At 61.9% G+C, this 17,912-nt stretch carries 13 protein-coding genes and 1 tRNA gene; 4 read left to right on the forward strand and 10 right to left on the reverse strand.

Annotation, left to right across the window (positions count from 1 at the left end; genetic code table 11):
- Positions 1 to 39: 39 nt before the first annotated feature.
- From B3H65_RS00530 to B3H65_RS00550, 5 genes are all read right to left on the reverse strand, one after another.
- Positions 40 to 116: transfer RNA gene (locus B3H65_RS00530), tRNA-His, on the reverse strand.
- Between the two features lie 252 nt (positions 117 to 368).
- On the reverse strand, positions 369 to 1,397 hold the full coding sequence (gene cydB / locus B3H65_RS00535; protein ID WP_286683703.1) for a cytochrome d ubiquinol oxidase subunit II: 1,029 nt from the start codon (positions 1,395 to 1,397) through the stop codon (positions 369 to 371).
- Complete coding sequence (locus B3H65_RS00540) at positions 1,398 to 2,798, reverse strand: cytochrome ubiquinol oxidase subunit I (RefSeq protein WP_286683704.1); 1,401 nt, start codon at positions 2,796 to 2,798, stop codon at positions 1,398 to 1,400.
- Positions 2,799 to 2,971: 173 nt separating this feature from the next.
- Complete coding sequence (locus B3H65_RS00545; protein WP_117679817.1) at positions 2,972 to 3,433, reverse strand: VanZ family protein; 462 nt, start codon at positions 3,431 to 3,433, stop codon at positions 2,972 to 2,974.
- Between the two features lie 6 nt (positions 3,434 to 3,439).
- Positions 3,440 to 4,816, reverse strand: coding sequence for a hypothetical protein (locus B3H65_RS00550; protein WP_286683705.1), 1,377 nt, complete (start codon positions 4,814 to 4,816; stop codon positions 3,440 to 3,442).
- A 307-nt stretch (positions 4,817 to 5,123) separates the two neighbouring features.
- On the opposite strand from B3H65_RS00550, the gene B3H65_RS00555 reads away from it, so the two are divergent.
- The gene (locus B3H65_RS00555; protein WP_286683706.1) at positions 5,124 to 5,900 is read left to right on the forward strand and encodes an SDR family NAD(P)-dependent oxidoreductase; all 777 of its coding nucleotides are present in this window, start codon (positions 5,124 to 5,126) and stop codon (positions 5,898 to 5,900) included.
- Positions 5,901 to 5,989: 89 nt separating this feature from the next.
- On the opposite strand, the gene rho is transcribed toward B3H65_RS00555, so the two are convergent.
- The 3 genes from rho to argS form a co-directional block, all read right to left on the reverse strand.
- A complete protein-coding gene (gene rho / locus B3H65_RS00560) occupies positions 5,990 to 8,557 on the reverse strand; it encodes a transcription termination factor Rho (RefSeq protein WP_286683707.1) in 2,568 nt (855 codons plus the stop codon).
- Complete coding sequence (locus B3H65_RS00565) at positions 8,557 to 9,237, reverse strand: transaldolase family protein (protein WP_286683708.1); 681 nt, start codon at positions 9,235 to 9,237, stop codon at positions 8,557 to 8,559. The genes rho and B3H65_RS00565 overlap by 1 nt, the downstream gene beginning before the upstream one ends.
- Before the next feature lie 358 nt (positions 9,238 to 9,595).
- Positions 9,596 to 11,449 (reverse strand): arginine--tRNA ligase, encoded by a 1,854-nt coding sequence (argS, locus tag B3H65_RS00570; RefSeq protein ID WP_286683709.1) that lies wholly within the window; start codon positions 11,447 to 11,449, stop codon positions 9,596 to 9,598.
- Positions 11,450 to 11,813: 364 nt separating this feature from the next.
- Between argS and B3H65_RS00575 the strand changes: the two genes are divergently transcribed.
- The gene (locus B3H65_RS00575) at positions 11,814 to 12,302 is read left to right on the forward strand and encodes a CarD family transcriptional regulator (RefSeq protein ID WP_117679823.1); all 489 of its coding nucleotides are present in this window, start codon (positions 11,814 to 11,816) and stop codon (positions 12,300 to 12,302) included.
- 192 nt (positions 12,303 to 12,494) lie between these two features.
- Positions 12,495 to 13,103 carry an HD family phosphohydrolase gene (locus B3H65_RS00580; RefSeq protein WP_117679824.1) on the forward strand — a complete coding sequence of 203 codons (609 nt, stop codon included), beginning with the start codon at positions 12,495 to 12,497 and terminating at the stop codon, positions 13,101 to 13,103.
- A gap of 156 nt (positions 13,104 to 13,259) precedes the next feature.
- Here the strand turns inward: B3H65_RS00580 and B3H65_RS00585 are convergent, their stop codons facing one another.
- A complete protein-coding gene (locus tag B3H65_RS00585) occupies positions 13,260 to 15,938 on the reverse strand; it encodes a sigma factor-like helix-turn-helix DNA-binding protein (RefSeq protein ID WP_286683710.1) in 2,679 nt (892 codons plus the stop codon).
- Positions 15,939 to 16,157: 219 nt separating this feature from the next.
- Entirely contained in the window at positions 16,158 to 17,084 is a 927-nt protein-coding gene (locus B3H65_RS00590; RefSeq protein WP_286683711.1) for a hypothetical protein, read from the reverse strand.
- Positions 17,085 to 17,269: 185 nt separating this feature from the next.
- Between B3H65_RS00590 and B3H65_RS00595 the strand changes: the two genes are divergently transcribed.
- Positions 17,270 to 17,911 carry an RNA polymerase sigma factor gene (locus tag B3H65_RS00595; protein ID WP_286683712.1) on the forward strand — a complete coding sequence of 214 codons (642 nt, stop codon included), beginning with the start codon at positions 17,270 to 17,272 and terminating at the stop codon, positions 17,909 to 17,911.
- The last annotated feature ends 1 nt before the right edge of the window (position 17,912 follow it).

Here is a 17,912-nt window from a genome sequence, read left to right on the forward strand (position 1 = left end):
GCTGAGCTAACGGTCCAACTATGTCTTCAAGGTGAAGCGTGGGGTGGGTAAAGGGACTCGAACCCTCGACCTACGGGACCACAACCCGTCGCTCTAGCCAACTGAGCTACACCCACCATGTCTTCACTCGCGCGAAGCGCTAGGCTATTATGCAACGGAATCGCGGCGCGTGCAATACCCAATTTGAAAAGATTTTTATTCATGCGGACGCTCTTCACAACCCGGCTGTCGTCGTCGCAGCTCACGGCACCTATCCCCTATCAAAAAGAAAGCGCCCCGTCGTCCTGGCGAGGCGCTTACAAAAGCGATCTTTCCCGCGTGCAAGCCGGAAAGACTATAGGGGCGCCAAAGAGGCGCGCCATCCCTTCCTAGTAGGTAAGGTCGGAATCATCCAGGCTACCGCTAAAGATACGGTAAGAGATCACGTGATACACCAGCACCAGCGGAACGCCAATGCAGGCGATGATAGTCATGGCGATCAGCGTAAGGTCGCTCGAGGCGGCGTTGGCGATGGTGATGGAGAACGCCGGCGAGGTCGCAGGGATAAGGTTGGGGAACAGCGAGGCGGCAAACATGCCCACCAGACCCACGCAGCCTAGGCTCACCAGCACGTGGCGGGCGACGTCTGCCTTGCGGCAGGTTCCCTTGCAGGCGACAACGGCCGCCAGCGAGGCAGCAAAGACCAGCGCGAACACCGAGGACACCGTGTTGGCAGTGATGCCGGCGGCGCTATTGGGCACAACCACCATCATGAACTGCAGGCCAACCAGCGCAAAGACAACCAAGTCGGCGATTGCCAGGCGTCCGCTAAGGACGGTGGCGCGAGCCTTGAGGCCGCTGCCCTGGGGCGCCTTCAGGGCGATCCAGGAGCTCCCCTGCACCAGCATGTGCACCAGGCCCAGCACGCCGCAGGAAAGGGCGAACGGGCTCAGCAGGTCAAAGAAGGTGCCGGTGTAGTCACCGGCGGCGTTCAGGGGCAGACCCTGGACAACGTTGCCCACCGCAACGCCAAACAGCAACGCGGGCAAAAGGCTGCCGACAAAGAACAGCACGTCCCACAGCTTGGCCCACGCCGGGTCGTGCGCGCGGAACTCGAGCGCGTTGGCGCGGACGATGAGGCCAAAGAGAACCAACATGATAGCCAGATAAAAACCGGAGAAGCTGGTGGCGTAGGCCGGGGCGAACGCGGCGAACAGCGCGCCGCCCGCGGTGAGCAGCCAGACCTCGTTACCATCCCACACCGGGCCGATGGCGCGGCGGACCACGGCGCGGTCGCGCTCATCGCGGGCCAAGAACGGATAGAGCACGCCGGCTCCCAAGTCAAAGCCGTCCAGAACAAAGTAGCCGCAGATCAGCACGGCGATAAGGACAAACCACAGGATTCCCAAAGCGGTCATCTACTCCACCTCCCCTTCTGCAGTAGCCGTATCGGCGGCAAAGGACAGCGATGCGGACGAGGAATCCTCGTCCTTGTCGGTAGCCAGGAACGCATCCGGGCCGGCCTTGATGGTCTTGGCGACCATGCGCACCCAGCCTGCGAACACAACCAGGTAGACAACAACAAACAGGCCCATGGTGATCATGAGCTGCGTGGCGTCGACGGATGCCGATGCCGCGTCGACCGTCTTGAGCTCGCCAAAGACAATCCACGGCTGACGGCCGAGCTCTGCGGTGATCCAGCCAAACTCGATGGCCAGGTACGGGGCGAGCCACGCCAGCATGAGGATGACCAGCGGCCAGCGCTTGCCGGCCAGCTTTCCGCGGACGATGAGGAACGACAGGACCAGCGTGATGCAGATAACGCCAAACAGCGCGACCATGGCGTGGTAAGACTGGAAGATGGCGTTTACAAACTCGGGACGCTCGTCCTCGGCGAAGTCGTTGAGGCCGGGATACTCGGTCTCAAAGCTCTGGTCCGCCAAGAAGGAGGTGCCGCCGGGGATGGAGAGCGCGTAGGTCTCCTGCTTCTCCTCGTCCACCCAACCAAAGAGGGACAGGGCAACGGGGCCCTCCTCATACTGGCCCTCCATAGCGGCGAGCTTGCTGGGCTGCGTGCGCGCGACGGCGAGCGCCTGGGCGTGGGCGGCGGGCAGCATGAGCAGGGCGGTCACCACGCCCACGATAGTGCCCACGCGAATAAAGATGTGGGCGGAGCGCTGGTCGCGCTTTTTCCACAAGTAGAAGGCTCCCACGGCGATGCACACAAAGGCGCCCAGGATCAGCAGGGCGATGACGGTGTGGAAGAAGCGCTGCAGGGTGGTGTGGTTGAGCGCGGCAGCGAAAAAGTCGGTGAGCACGGCCTTGCTGCCGTTGTAGGAATCAACCACCTTGTAGCCCGCGGGCGTCTGCATCCAGGAGTTGGCGATGATGATCCAAAGCGAGCTGAGCATGGAACCAAACCACACAAGCCAAGAGCTGACCATGTAGAAGCGGCGCGACACGCGCGAGCGGCCAAACAGCAGCACGCCCAAAAAGACCGACTCGAGGAAGAAGGCAAACAGGGCTTCGGCTGCAAGCGGCGCGCCAAAGATGTCGCCCACAAAACGCGAGTAGCCCGCCCAGTTGGTGCCAAACGAGAACTCCATGGTGATGCCGGTTGCGACGCCCACGGCAAACGTCATGGTGAACAGCCTGGTCCAGAACTGCGCCCGGGCCTCGTCATGGGCATCATGGCTTTTGTACGCCTTGGTAGTCATGATGGCCACGATGAGTCCGAGACCGATGGACAACGGAACGAACAGGTAGTGATACAGCGCGGTGAATGCGAATTGCATTCTCGCCAAGCTAGCTGCGTCCACGTACATCCCCTCCCTTTATTCCGACGGGACCACGTGGATTCTGCCATCTGGACAGCCGCTTCCCGTACGATGCACAGCGTGTAATGATACCTGATTAGAAGCACATGCATAATCAGGTACAGGATATACTTCTGCACCATGATACAAGGCTGGAGAAGCCGTGGGAACATAGGTTAGCTTATGGAGCGCTTTGCTATCCTGCGCCTTACAAAAGAGCTCGCGGCGACGCCCGTTATAGCGCCCATGCAATCGAGGAGCACGTCTGCCACCTGGCCGCAACGGCCCGGAACAAAGAGCTGGATGACCTCGTCCAAAGAAGCCGCGATCAACACGGTGGAGACAATGGAAAGCACGCGGGCGCAGTCCAGATGCGCATGGCGATCAAGCGCGGCGGACACGGAGACGCCCAGCGCCGCGTACTCGGTGAAGTGGGCCATCTTGCGGATGATGAAGTTGCTGACCCAGCTTGCGGGCAGACCGAGGTCGACGAGGAAGCCTTGGACCATGGCGAGCACGCCATGGCTGATCTCCGAGCTGTCGGATCCCGGAACCATGGAATTGCACCATATGGCGAGGATGATGACGACGGATGCCACCAGCCAGGGAATCGATATGGAGGACCGTAGCCTCTGCATGGGAGCCTACGCCTCCTCCGCCTGCAAGCGCGGCATGGCGGCGGTGCCGCCCTGGATAACGCGCAGGAACTCGCGGCTGGTATGACGCATGCTTTGCGACTCGATGTGATTGAGCTCTTGGTCCAGAAGCTGGTTGACGTGGGAATGCACGGCGGTTGCGCGGCGTCCCTCGTTGACGGCGGCGACGCGCGGGGCGAAGTGCGCCCCCATGGGTGCTGCGGGCGCGGCGGGCTCTTCCAGAATCGCCAGGGCCTCCGCCCACATCTCCTCATGACCGGAATAGTCGACCATGGGGACCTCGACGGTCTGGGATTCATTGTCCGTGGACGAGGACGCCACAGGGGCGACGGGCTCTGCAGCCACGTCCGCGGCATCTGCGGCATCCGAGGCGACGGCGACGGGGCCCGCCTGAGCAGGCTGGAATACAAAGCCGGAGGGCTCGTCCAAATCAAGATCGATCAGCGAGGTTGCCTGCACGGCAGCGCCCACCTGCGGAGCGACCGTTACGGGCTGCGCCGGCTGCGCCACGGGCGCCACGGCGGGCATGTCCTCTTCCGCGACCATGATGTCGAGAGAGCCCATGGCGGCCTCGCGCGAGGCGATCTCGTCCAAGCGATCTTTGGAAAGAGACTCGGTAACGCCCTCGCGCGATGCGGCTATCGCCATGAAGGTAGCCGTAGCGTCCGCGGGGACGGAGGCGTCACCGGCGGCGGCTGCGTCGGTTGCGACGGCCGCATCGGCGGATGCTCCCGCGGCGGCCGCAGGGGCGGCATGGCGGGCCGCGGAGGCCCGGCCAACCACACCGGTAGCGCCGGAGCGGGCGAGCTCCTCGAGCGCGATCTGGTAAATGTCCTTGGACTGCAAGGGATCGCAGCTAACAGGCGAGCTGTCCGAGAGCATGGAGTCGATTTCCTCCCACGCCTGGGCCTCGGACATGGCGTCGGCGGCGCGCGCAATCACGGGAACGTCGTCGGGCTTGCCGTGACGCCCAAAGAAGCGCTCGATATCCGCCTCAAATGACGTGGTGACGGCGGCAGACGCGCACTCGCCCGCGACGAACGGCGCCGCGCTGCCGGATTCCTGCGCAAAGGCGCCCTGCGCGGCGGCAGGAGCGTCGACTTGGGCGGTGGCGGCGACAGAAGCAGATTCGACGGCGCGCTCGGCCTCGCGGCGATCCATCATGTCGAACAGCGAGCTCGAGAGCACGTAGGCTCCCACTCCCGCAAACGACCCCAGAGCAAAGGGGATGCTTAAGGAGGCAACGGTCGCCTGGGCCTCAGGCGAGGACTGCGTGGCGACATGGGCTAGAAGCGGCACGGCGAGGCCTATGCCACCGGAAATACCCACGGCGATTGCGCGGTGTCCATGCTGTTTGGAAGCCATGACCGTCTCCTCATGCTGCGAATAGTTGGCGCTGCCGCCGGGGGCGAAAGCGTATCTGTGCGTGCGCGCTCGCGGGGATCACAAAGAACGGTTGTGTTGGACCATTCATCCAAGCAACGGATAGTGGTTTGATTCATCTGCGTTTTCCGTCGCGAACATTACACGTATTATGCGAGAATTCGCTGTTTAAAGCAAGAATACTTGGTAACGCTACATTGATTTGCGGCATACGGCAACCGCATGGTTGCAACGCGGCCCTACGGGGAAGAAACGTAGGTATGTGAGTAAGCCTGCAAAGGAGGAATCGATGCCAAAAATCGCGATTGTCACGGGGGCGTCCTCGGGTCTTGGTAGAGAGTTTGTCCGCCATATCGACCAAGGCGAATGCGGCAAAGTGGACGAGATCTGGGTTATCGCGCGCCGCGCGGAGCGTCTGGAGGCGTTGGTAAGGACCACCGGCACGCCCGTGCGCCCGTTTTGCCTGGACCTCACCGACCCCCTCTCATTCGATCTGGTCGAGGGGGCGCTGGCGGAAACCAAGGACGCCCAGGTGACGCTGCTGGTCAACAACGCGGGCTTTGGCGTTTTTGGCGATATGGCGCTGCAGAAGCGCGATGACGCGCCCCGCATGATAGAACTGCTGGTCCGCGCGCCCATCGAGATGATGTACCGCACGCTGCCGTTTATGAGCGCCGGCTCCAGAATCATCAACATCGCCAGCGTGGCATCCTTCATCCCCCAGCCGCGCCTGGCCGTATACTCTGCGGCAAAGCGGTTTATCCTGGACGTCTCGCGCTCGCTTGACGCGGAGCTGGGCGACGTGGACATTCACGTGACCGCCGTGTGCCCCAAGTTCATGGACACGGAGTTTCTCAGCTCTCCTGGCGACAAGCGCGCCGCCAAGAAGATGACCGTCATAGGGTTCGAAAAGCCCGATCACGTGGTCAAGGCGGCCCTGCGCAGCGCGCGGCTGGGCAAAAGCCTGTGCATTCCCGCCGCCGACATGAAGGCGCTCTACGCCGCCTCGCGCGTCGTCCCCTATAAGCTCGCCCTCAAGATCGAGCGTGCCATAGGGGCCCTATAAGAAGCTCTATAGAAAAAGGCCGGCAGGCGAATCCTTAAGTAGGAAGCGCCTGCCGGCTATTTGTTAATAAGGACGAGGATACGCCGCGGCTACATGGCGTCCGGGTGATCCGCCGCCTTCTTCGCGGAGCGGATGAGGAATTCCTCGTTGCTGTTGGTGCCCTTGAGACCCTTGATGAACGACGCCGCCGCACGCTCGGTGTTGTTCATATTCGCCAGGATCCTGCGAATACCCCAAACAAACGGCTGGATGCTCTTGTCGATAAGCAGATCCTCGTTGCGGGTACCGGACTGGACGGGATCGATAGCCGGGAAGATTCGACGGTCGGCCAGGTCGCGGTCGAGCTTGAGTTCCATGTTGCCGGTGCCCTTGAACTCCTCGAAGATGACCTCGTCCATCTTAGAGCCGGTGTCGACCAGCGCGGATGCCAAGATGGTGAGCGAGCCGCCGTTCTCGATGTTGCGGGCGGCACCCAAAAAGCGCTTGGGCGGGTACAGCGCCGCGGAGTCCACGCCGCCGGACAGAATGCGGCCAGATGCAGGGGCGGCCAGGTTGTACGCGCGCGCAAGGCGGGTGATGGAGTCAAGCACCACCACTACGTCGCCACCCATCTCGACGATGCGCTTGGCGCGCTCGATGACCAGCTCGGACACGCGGGTGTGGTTGTCCGCCGGCATGTCGAACGTAGAGGCGACCACGTCGCCGCGGATGGAGCGCTGCATGTCCGTGACCTCTTCGGGTCGCTCGTCCACCAGCAGGCAGATCAGGTGCACCTCGGGGTTGTTGGTGGCGATGGACTGGCAGATCTTCTTCAAGATGGTGGTCTTGCCGGCCTTGGGCGGCGAGACGATGAGGCCGCGCTGGCCCTTGCCAACCGGAGCCACGATGTCGATGGCGCGGCCGGTGATGGACTCCTTGCCATGCTCCATCTTGAGGGGCTCGTTGGGATAGATGGGCGTGAGGTCCGCAAACTTTGGACGATGCCTCATCTCCTCCGGATCGCGGCCGTTGATGCTGCGAATCTTGGCCAGGCCGGGGAACTTGTCGTTAGCGCGCGAGGGGCGCAGGGTGCCGGCGATCATGTCGCCGCAGCGAAGGCCGGCGGCGCGAATCATGTTGGCGGGAACAAAAGCGTCATCGCGGCTGGGCATGTAGCCGTGGGCGCGAATGTAGCCAAAGCCCTCATTGGTGATATCCAGGATGCCCTCTATATCGCGGAAGCCCTCGGCGCGGGCGGTGGCGGCGTAGACCTCTTCGACCAACTCGGCTTTCTTCTTGCCGACGTAGTCGATGTTGAGCTCCTTGGCCTTCTCTCGCAGCTCGGCGACCTTGCAGGCGGCAAGCTCTTCGCGAGAGACGCTGGGCTCCACGGGACCGTTGAAGCGATTGTTGCGCTGCTTGCGGTTCTGCTTGTTATTTCGCTTATCGTTGCGATCGGCGCGGTCGTTGCCGTTACGGTCATTGCGGTCGCCGCGATCGTTGCGGTCGTTGCGCTGGGGTCGATCGAAGCGCTGCTCCGTGCCCTCCTCGCCCTGCTGGCGATCACGCGCGCGCGTGGAGTGGGAGCGGCGAGATTGGCGGCCCTGCGGCTGCTCTTCGGTAAGAGCTGCCGGCTTCTCGTCCTTGGCGGCATCATCTTCGCCCTGAGAGGGCTCCGGCGCCGCTGGCGCCTCTACCGGGGCAGCGTCCACGGGCTTCTCATCCTTGGCCTCATCTGCCTGGAGCTTTGCCTTGGAAGCCGCGCGGCGGGCGCGACCGGGACGGTTATCGGATTTCTTCTCAGACTCAGCAGACGCCTTCTCTGCGTCAGCGGAAACGGGTTCGAAGGCGGATGCCTCTTTGAGCGGAGCCTGCGCGGGCTGGTCCTGGGCGGGGTGCGTTTGCGCGGGCTGGTCCTGGGTCTCACGGGCGGGGGCGTCCCCCTGCGAGGCGAGCTTCGCGGCGGCTAGGGCAGCGGCGGCGGCGCGCTCGGCCTCGATATATGCCTTGGGCTTGCGGCCGCGGCGGTGCGGCCTCAGCGCGGGATCGATCAGCGATGCGGCGTCGAGCTGGGTAGGCGCAGCGTCGCTATCAGGGGAACCGGCGGATGCGAGCATCTCTGCGGCGCGCTCCTCCATACGGCGCTGGCGGCGTACCACAGACGCCTGGGAAATCTGGGCAAGGGCGCGGGCCTGGGCAACCTCTGCAGACGGGGCCTGCTCTGGGGCGGCCTCCGCCTTGGCGGCCTTGGGCTTGCGACCGCGGCGCGGCTTGGGCGCCTGCTCCACCTGCTCCTCTACCGCTTTGGGCTTGCGGCCACGGCGACGGGGCCTTGGAGCTTCCTCTGCCGCCTGCGGCGCATCGTCCGCCTTAGGAGCTGCGGAATCGGAAACCGCAGCATCGCCCTCGTCCTTCTTAGCGGCTTTGGAACGAGTCGCCCTGGGCTTGCGCGCGGGCTTCTCGGCAGCGGGCTTTTCATCTACCGGCTGCGCTGCGGATGCAGGGCGCTCTGCCACCGCGGGCTTCTCTGCCGCCGCGGGCACCGCATCCCCAGCGGGCTTCATCTCCGCCACACGAGCCGGTGCGGGCGCGGGAGCCTCAACCTGCTGGCGAGTTTCAACCTGGCTGGACGGCGCTGCGGACGCCTCCACGGACTCGGTCTTGTTATCGTCTGACACTATGCCTGCTCAACTTTCTTCCAGTCAGCCTCAAAAGAAGCGATTCCCCTATCCGTCAGGGGATGCCTGAGGCATTTTTTCAGCGCCCCAAGGGGCACCGTTGCTATATCGGCGCCCATAAGGGCAGCCTGGGTAACATGGTTTGGCGTGCGTACGGACGCGGCGATGATCTCTACCTTGTCGTCGACGTTCTTGCCGCTCCAGTCATAGTTACCAATGCAGGTAACAACATCTGCAAGCTGGGCAACGCCGTCTTCGGAGATATCGTCGAACCGCCCGATAAACGGGCTGATGTAGCGCGCGCCGGCGTTAGCGGCCAGCAGCGCCTGCGGGGCGGAGAACACCAGCGTCATGTTGACGCGCACGCCTTTGTCCGCAAGCTTGCGGCACGCCTCCAAGCCCGCCTCGCAAACCGGTAGCTTGATGACAATGTTGGGAGCAAGCGCGGCCAGGCGCAAACCCTCCTCGACCATACCGTCCGCCGTGGCTGCAGTAGACTCGGCGGAGACGGGAAGCCCTTCGCAAAGCTCGGCGATCTTGAGCATATAGGATTCAAAATCCGCGAGCTTGCCACCCGTCTTTGCGTACAGCGAGGGATTGGTGGTGACGCCGGCAAGGCAGCCCCAGCTCTTCGCCTCTGCAATCTCATCCAAATTGGCGGTATCGATGAAGAACTTCATGATGAAACCTCCTATGTCGCGTCGCGATATACGACAAGTTGCCCACATGGGGTCGCACATGCGCTTCTACGCTATAAGGAAAGGGGTGTTCAATAGTGCCGCCGCCATGCAGCTTGCACGTAACGACCCTGAGTGTAGCACATGTCGCTTAAAGCGCATTCACGTATTGCAAACGCATTGGACAAACGGCACAGCTTTTTATGGTCTACACCCCGGCCAGACTGAAATTCTTAATTGGATTAGGTTGCCGGACGCGTCGCGACGCATCCAAGTAGGCATGAAAAGAGCCCCCGCGCGGGCGAGGGCTCCAAACATCACGGATTGTGAAAGCTAGCGCACGTTGCCGCTGCCTCGTGAACTACATCTGCTCGGGCGCGGAAACGCCGATGAGCGAGAGGGTGAGCGCCAGCACGTTGCGAACAGCATCGCATGCGGCCAGGCGGGCGCGGGACAGCTCGGCGTCGACCGGGCGACCCTCGCTAGGCAGCACCTGGCAGGCCTGGTAGAAGCTGTGGAAGCCGCCGGCCAGCTCCTCTGCGAAGTGGGTGAGGCGGAACGGCGCGCGGTCGCGGGCGCAGCTGGCGATAAGGTCCTCGAGCTCGGAGATCTTACGGGAGAGCGCAAGCTCGGTGGGATCGGTCAGCAGCGCGTAGTCCACGTTCTCGCCGATAGCCTGGGCGGCCACGGCGTCCATGCCCATCTCGGCAGCCTGCTCCGGCGTGACGCCGGCGGCCTTGCGCAGGATGGAGCAGATGCGGGCGTGGGCGTACTGCACGTAGTACACCGGGTTGTTCTGGCTCTTCTCCTTAACGGCCTCGATATCGAAGTCGATGGCCTGGTTGGAAGAGCGGGAGATCAGCGTGTAGCGGGTGGCGTCGGCGCCGACCTCGTCCACGAGCTCCTGGAAGGTGACCATGGTGCCCTTGCGCTTGGACATGCGGATGGGGTGACCGTTGCGCAGCAGGTTGACAAACTGGCCCAGCAGGACCTCGAACTTGCCGGGGTAGCCCAAAGCGTCGCAGACGCAGCGGACGCGGTTGATGTAGCCGTGGTGGTCGCAGCCCCAGATGTCGATGACGTGGTCGACGCGCTGGAACTTATCCCAGTGGTAGGCGACGTCCGAAGCGAAGTAGGTGTACTCGCCGTTGGCCTTGACCAGGACGCGGTCCTTGTCATCGCCCAGGTCGGTGGAGCGGAACCACAGAGCGCCGTCCTTGTTGTAGAGATAGCCCATCTCATCGAGTTTGGCGAAGGCGCGGTCTACCGCGGAGGTGCCGGCGTTGGGGCCCTCGGTGTCCTTGATGTAGACGGTGCGCTCGGAGAACCACTTGTCGAAGTCGCAGCGGACGTCATGGCACAGCTGGCGCATGTTCTCCACCATCTTGGCGTAGCCCTCCTCGCGGAAATAGAGCATGCGCTCCTCATCCGTGGCGTGGGCCCACTTGTCGCCGTCCTTCTTATAGAAGGCAGCGGCCTCGTCGATGATGTAGGTGCCGCCGTAGGCGTTGCCGCCCAGACCCTGGGTGAAGGCGTCCATGTAGGGGTGGCTGTCCAGGTGCTCGTCGGCCTCGTCCTGAACGTAGTTGTCGCGGTCCTTGGCGAGGAAGTCGCGGGCGGCGTCGATGTCCAGGCCCTGCTTCTCCATGATCTCGACCAGCTGCATGTAACGGTAGGAGATGGAGTTGCCAAAGACGTCCATCTGGGAACCGTGGTCGTTGATGTAGAACTCGCGCTGGATGTCGTAGCCGGCGTGGCTCATCACGCGGCAGAGCGAATCGCCCAGAGCGGCCCAGCGGCCGTGACCCACGTGCATGGGGCCGACGGGGTTGGCGGAGACGAACTCGACCTGGGTCTTGAGGCCGCCGCCGACGTTGGACTTAGCGAAGTCCATGCCCTTGGCGCGGGCCTCTGCCAGCACGGCGTTGTTGGCCGCGGCGTTGAGGTAGAAGTTGATGAAGCCCGGGCCTGCGACCTCTACCTTGGCGATGGAGGCGTCCTGGGGCATGTTGGCCGCGATGGCGTCGGCGATCTTCTTGGGGGCGCAGTGGGCGAGCTTGGCCGACTTAAGGGCGCAGGTGGAGGTCCACTCGCCGTGAGAAGTGTCAGCCGGTCGCTCCAGGCCGCAATCCTCCAGGTCGAACGCGGGCAGATCGCCGGCTTCCTGGGCAGCGGCGAGCGCAGCGCGCACCAGCTCTTCAATCTTCTCTGGCATAAATGATCCTCCTCAAATTCCCGCCCCGAAATGTTGGTCTCGCGGGGCACATGCATGGATGTGCTTGGTACTTTAACATACTGCTGTATTTGCTGGTAGCTTATATATGTGTCCGCTAACAAAACATCGGCGAATCAGCATACCGCGCTCAATGTCATACATATCGTCCGGCGTTTGGGCCAGAAAACATACCTTGCCTTCTACCAGCGGCTTTTCTTTTCACATATTAGCCAATTATGTAAAACACGCAGCGTACGGGGATGGTTTTATGGAGACTTCAAGTCCATATTCCAATGCGCATGCTATGATTAGGAAGTCGCAAAAATTAGTAGCGTATCAGATTCGCAAGTGATGGAGTAAGAGCATGTTTAGTATCGGCGAGCACATTATCCACCCGGGACAGGGCGTCTGCACCGTAATGGGCTATGAAGATGCGCCCTCCCCCATGATCATCCTGGAAGCGAAGCACGGTCACGCCAAAACGCGCATGATGTACCCGGTTGCGCAGCAAGATCGCCTGCACACCTGCATCTCTCGCGAAGTCGCGGAACGTCTTTTGGACGATTACGACGAGATTGAAGTCGACCCCTTTACGGAGCGCAACAGCTCGCTTGAGGAGACCTACTTTAAGAAGCAGCTCAAATATGGGGCGCCGCAGACCATTCGCGTCGCGAAGACCATGCGCCAGCGCATCCACGATGCCCAGGCGCAGGATAAAAAGCCCAGCAGCTATTACACGCGAGTGCTTAAAGAAGCCCACCGCCGTGCTCTGGAGGAGCTTGCCGTGGCGCTCGAATGCACGGAAGATGATGTTGAGAAGCGCCTGGCGCAGATGGACCCCAGCTTCAACTAACGCATCCGGCCCATGCATCGACCTGCGCGCCCATAGGTGCTATAGTCCAAAGAATCTGCCTCCTTCATCACCGGGTGAAGGGTTCAAGGCGTCCGACCCCAGTCCGTAGGTACGGCGCGTTTTCAACGCGTTATAAGGCAGGGTCTCGGACGCCTTTTTTCTTAAGGAAGCTACATTGGAAGGAGCACATTCATGTCAACCCTAAACGCCGGCATGACGCGCGATGCCGCCTTCGAGCTGCTGAGCGCCCACAACCACGACCCGTTCCATATCGAGCACGCCGAGACGGTCGAGCAGACCATGCGCTATTTCGCCCGCGAGTACGATCCGGAGAACGAGGAATTCTGGGGCATCGTGGGCCTGCTGCACGACCTGGACTGGGAGGAGCATGACGACGAGCCCGCCATGCACACCCTCTACGCCACCCCACTGATCGAGGAGGCCGGCGGCACGCCCGAGCTAATCCGCGCCATCCAAAGCCACACCAGCGACTACAACACCGACCTGCCCAAACCCGAGCTGATGATGGAGAAGATCCTCTTCGCCACCGAGGAGCTCACCGGCCTTATCGGCGCCGCCGTGATCATGCGCCCGTCCAAGAGCGTCATGGACTTCAACGTCAAGTCGCTCAAGAAGAAGTTCAAGGACAAGCGCTTCGCCGCCGGCGTGTCGCGCGACGTGATCCGCCAGGGCGCCGAGATGCTGGGCTGGGAGCTGGACGAGGTCTTTGCCCGCACCATCGAGGCCATGCAGAGCTTCGCCCCCGACCGCGACACCTTTGGTAAGGACGCGGACGAGTAACGCCGACCCATCCAAAGGGTGACCAAGAAGAACCATCAAAAGGGTCACCGAAAAGGGCCACGCACCGTTTACATCGCGGCTGCGCGGCCCTTTTATTTGCAAGCCCTCTTGCGCTGCGCCTGCCAATCTGCGAGCCATTTAGCCCAGGGGCGTCATCTAAAACCCAACATCGCGCTTGACCAGCGCCGCCAACTGCGCCTTGCTATGGACTCGAAGCCGCTTATACGCAACGTCTCGAGCCGCGTTGACGGCACCTACGGAGTAGTTTGATTCGCGGGCGATGCGCGCACTCGTCCACCCCTTCAATACGCCCAGGACCACAGTAGCCTGAAGATCGTTTAGGCCCCTGCCAATCAAGTAGCTCCTTAGCCGTGCCTGGTCAAACGCCGCAGACTCCACCACTTCACCCATCTCGAGCTCATCGAATGCCGTTGCCCACAAACGCCAAAACGCTATCACCATCGCGATAAACGCTGCCCCAAGCGCAGCCATAAACAGAACCAAGATCGCCAGCACGGGCCAAACCGCAGGGTCGATATACGCTTGCGGAAGCCAGAAACTCCATTGAGCCACCGGCGTCTGGTAGGCGATAAAGGGATTCGAGCTTACATCGTCCAAAACATTGAACAGGCGAAAACTCGCCAGCGCTCCCAAGCCCATAAAAAGCACGGGCAGTGCCATCTGGTTGACGCGAGCCGCACCCAAATGACACGAAGCTAAGAACGCGCAAGCAATTGCCACCATCAATCCAAGCGCCGCCATGTCAGGAGAGGGCGACAATTGAAACGCTCTTATGGCATCGATGGACAAGAACGCCAGCGCCGCAAGTATAGGGACAACGAAATCTCGCGAGCGACGCCACACCGCCACGGCCAGCACAACGGTGAACGAGGTGCAAGCCACCGCAAGTAGGTAGTCGGAAGCGCCGCTGCCCGCGAACGCGGAGCGCATGTTTTGCTCGAACACGATGCCGGCGAACAGGGCCGGAGCGCAAAGAGCCAGCGTGGACGACCATGCATGATACGGCGCGCTCCGCTGGCGACCGCTACCCTTCGTTGGATCTTCGTCCGTGGCGTAATCGCCCGCGAGACCCACCTGGCGCATGCTCTTGAGCGCTGTGAAGCCAACCTCCAGGCAAGCGAGCAGAACAACGCAGACGCCAGAGATTGTTAGGACGATACCCGGAACCGCGTTCGCGCTGCACACAACCATCGCGAACACGCACGTCAACGCCGAAGCGCGCGCCATGTTCTGCACCCCTGCGCACGCAAACAGCGCCAAAGTAGATGCAATCATCCCGCTCAACAGCATGAACTTTGCAAAACTAAGGGGCGACCCAAACTCGCTCGCATGCAACCACGCCCCGTGCAAACGAAAAGCCAGCAAACCAAGCGAAAAAACAGCAAGGGCGACGCACGCGCCCAGGCAAACGCGACAAGCAAGGCGGGCGGACGAGCGGATTTCATCGTCCACCACCAGCCCAAACGCCGGGCCCAGCACCGATGCCGCCACCATGGGAGCGCTGCCAAACACAATCGCAAGGGCCCACGTCGAGGCTTCTCCCCAACAAGGAAACCCATAGGGTAAAGGAGCGGACAAACCGGCAACGGTTAGGATGAGGCCAACGACAAGCATGAACCGGCAACGCTGCGATATGCACGGCATGGAGAGGGGTGTCCCCTCCTTGTCCATACTCCCAATTTGCACGGCATCCGGATCCTCTATACCGCCCAGCGACTCCTTTACTCCCTCAAGCGATTCAAAACCGCCCTTCTTATACGCGCGCTGCAGATACGTGCGAACGGTTGAGGGACGTATTCCCAACCGCTCCGCAATGTCCGCCGAAGGCAACCCCTCCAAAGCAAGCTCCAAGCAACGGCGCTCGCGATCTGTAAGCGCATCGAACGCCGCGGGAAGATCACGGCGCGGCGCGGCGGGGCTTTCTTTTGCCAGATTGCTGGCGGGAAGCTCCTCCTCTGCGGCGCGCAGGCACTTTGCGGCATTCGCAGCAAGCATCACCAAGGCAGCGTTTAGCAGCAGCGCGGCAATGCAATACGGCAGCGCATTCCACGGCGAAGGACGCCACGCCTGGGAGATGAGAGCCCAGGCGGCCATCCCCAGCGCCACGGAACCAACAACAAGAACACCCGGCTGGAGGCGAGCATCATCTTCTTGGGCGCCCGTATATGACCACGCAGACAGCGAAGAGGCCGCACGGTATCCAAGTGCCGCGATACCAACAACGGAAGCGGCATTCAACACGGCGGGCAGGATGTAGCCTGCAACAACAACCTCGACAGGCATGACGCGGTACGCCGTCGCCCACTGTACTTGCCAACCACCTTGAAATGCATCTCTCCACATAGCGGGAAGATCGGGAACCACAATGCCGCCCAAGGATGTTGCGATGATGAGGACGACGGGACGCGCAAACCCTATGAGCATCAAGCTACCGAGCAAAACGAGCGCGGCGCGACGGAGCATGGAAACGCCCCTGCCATGCGGCGTATATTGCCCCACTTTGCCAGATGGGTCCTGCCCCATCGCGCTGCACGCCCTTATTGCGAGCAGCCCCCATGACAAGGCTGCCACGAAAAACATCGCTCTGGTAAACATCGAAGACACCGTATAGGGAACGCGGCCGCCCGCGGCCAGAAACGCACCGGGGATAAGAGGGATGGGTGCGGTTGCAACAAGGCCTGCCACGGCAACAAGGGAGGCACGGGAGCTGAGGCGCTGAGGACCATGCAAAGGAAAGCGCCCCACGGCATCCAGCACGACGGCGCACAGCAACCCGGCGGCCATAAAGGAATAGCGACTAGAATACGCGGACATATTGAGCGGCGTCAACGGCGCTGCGGGACATGCCGCAAGTACGGCGGCCCAAATAGTCAGCCCCGTTGGAGATGAAAGGTGCCCGGCAATAGCGCTGGCGGCGCAAGCTGACCTTTTGATCACTTGTTCGAGCCGTGTATCCCCAAGACCGCCTTTGACCTCGTCCATCCTCTCCCCTCTCATATCGCCCCGCTCCATCGCCCCCCCTCATACTTGCCCTTACACCTTGGCTGCCGAAAGCTCAAACGTAAGCACATTATTGAAAACCGCTACGCCTTCATTGTTGGCAAGCATACCAACATGAGCCTCAAGACCAATGCGCCCCTCTCGAACGGCGTCCAGATCGCGCATGGGAACCCAGAAATACAGGCTAACGTCCGCGGTCTCCCCCCGCCCAATTACGGGCAGGCCAACACTATCACTTGCAGCGTTGACGCGAGCAGCGTAGAAGTAGCCTCCGTAGCCAAACTCTGAATCCAGGCGCAATTCATCCTGAGGAACCCCGCCCTCGATGGCGCACGGATTAAGGCGCCACTCGCCCAGATTTGCACGGACACCGTCTTCGAAGTCGCCCGTCTCGGGATTACGGAACAAGGCGTCGACATTCTCAACGGTCATGCTAAGCCTAGCCACGCCGTATTCCGCATCTCCGTACTTCCCTTGCCGGGCCTCGTCCGAGCCGTTGATATCAAATGTAAGGTCATCTACCGTTAGCCCGGCTTCCTCCGAGCTACCGTATAGATTCACGCCGTTGACCCTCACATTAATGGCCCCCTTCCAACCCTCGACCTGAATGGGCACGTCTCGGTTGGCAAGTGCATCGCTGTCAAGCTTCACCCATTCGCCCTGCGCGACAGACCACGGCTCGGCGTAGGCAAGCATCTTATAGAGCGCCGCCTCGCCAGGGCGAGCGCCGTTCGAACGGCTTAGCGCCGTCGCGTTTGTTACAGCGCGAGTGGAACCCTTGTCCATCGACTCCGCGCTCACCACATCGACAATGGAGACGTTAAACAATGAGGGAACAACGCCGCCAAGGGCAACGGCCCCACACGCAATGAGGCCCGCGCCGATCACCGCCGCCAGGACTCCGCGCCCCCTCGTCCTCTTTCCTTGTCCAAAGCCGCGCTCGTTGTCTTTCCTCTTCATGGGGCACCTCCTGCCGTATAGCTTCCGCCCGGTCACTGGGCTTGCCTGCATAGTGCCCCCAAGCTGCCGCAATGTCTGTAGTCAGCGCGTATCATACCGCCCGTCGACAGCTCTTTTTCTCTTTTTTAGAAACCTTGTAACGTATTTGCCGCTCACACCGTGTATAGGGTGAGGAGGTGAAGCGCATGACGAAGATATCGAAACCCATTGGCGCCAAAGAGGCCGCCGGCCCTGCGCTGCGGTCGGAAGCCTTTATGGAGCACGCGGCCGAGCGGCACCGCGGACCCGTCATTCGGCTGGCCCTCGCCCGCACGCGCAGCATGGCGGACGCCCAGGACATCGCCCAAAACGTGTTCATCAAACTGCTCAAAAGCCAGGTGCGTTTCCATGATGACGAGCACCTTAAGGCATGGCTGCTGCGCGCCACGCACGACGCCTGCGCGGACCTGCACCGCCTGGCGTGGCGCCGCCACGTTGAAACGCGCGAGGACATGGCCGCGCTTATGGACCAGGACCCTGCGGACCCGGCGCTTGAAGCGGTGCTGGACCACCCGGTTTGGATCGCGATGGGCCGTTTGCCGGACAAACTGCGCGCTGCACCGCACCTGCACTACGTCGAAGGCTATTCGGTGGACGAGACGGCCAAGATCATGGGCTGCCTTCCCACAGCCGCGCGCGCCAGGCTCCACCGTGGCAGAAAGAAGCTGCGCGAGGAGCTGGCCCGCATGGGGGCAGATGACGCCCTTGCCGCTCCCCGTGAAAAAGGCCGTCAACATGCAAACGGTTCGCAGCATACTTCTGCAAACCCGTCGGAGCCCCGCGCTTAGG

Origin of the sequence: Collinsella sp. UBA1693 (genome assembly GCF_002320115.1) — a bacterium.
GTDB lineage: Bacteria > Actinomycetota > Coriobacteriia > Coriobacteriales > Coriobacteriaceae > Collinsella > Collinsella tanakaei.

What these genes read in the sequence shown, in the direction of transcription:
- B3H65_RS00580 (WP_117679824.1), top strand. Translation starts at nt 12,495, where the DNA reads ATGTCAACCCTAAACGCCGGCATGACGCGCGATGCCGCCTTCGAGCTG.
- argS (WP_286683709.1), bottom strand. Translation starts at nt 11,449, where the DNA reads ATGCCAGAGAAGATTGAAGAGCTGGTGCGCGCTGCGCTCGCCGCTGCC.
- B3H65_RS00590 (WP_286683711.1), bottom strand. Translation starts at nt 17,084, where the DNA reads ATGAAGAGGAAAGACAACGAGCGCGGCTTTGGACAAGGAAAGAGGACG.
- B3H65_RS00575 (WP_117679823.1), top strand. Translation starts at nt 11,814, where the DNA reads ATGTTTAGTATCGGCGAGCACATTATCCACCCGGGACAGGGCGTCTGC.
- B3H65_RS00555 (WP_286683706.1), top strand. Translation starts at nt 5,124, where the DNA reads ATGCCAAAAATCGCGATTGTCACGGGGGCGTCCTCGGGTCTTGGTAGA.
- B3H65_RS00545 (WP_117679817.1), bottom strand. Translation starts at nt 3,433, where the DNA reads ATGCAGAGGCTACGGTCCTCCATATCGATTCCCTGGCTGGTGGCATCC.
- B3H65_RS00550 (WP_286683705.1), bottom strand. Translation starts at nt 4,816, where the DNA reads ATGGCTTCCAAACAGCATGGACACCGCGCAATCGCCGTGGGTATTTCC.
- B3H65_RS00595 (WP_286683712.1), top strand. Translation starts at nt 17,270, where the DNA reads ATGACGAAGATATCGAAACCCATTGGCGCCAAAGAGGCCGCCGGCCCT.
- B3H65_RS00585 (WP_286683710.1), bottom strand. Translation starts at nt 15,938, where the DNA reads ATGTCCGCGTATTCTAGTCGCTATTCCTTTATGGCCGCCGGGTTGCTG.
- B3H65_RS00565 (WP_286683708.1), bottom strand. Translation starts at nt 9,237, where the DNA reads ATGAAGTTCTTCATCGATACCGCCAATTTGGATGAGATTGCAGAGGCG.
- cydB (WP_286683703.1), bottom strand. Translation starts at nt 1,397, where the DNA reads ATGACCGCTTTGGGAATCCTGTGGTTTGTCCTTATCGCCGTGCTGATC.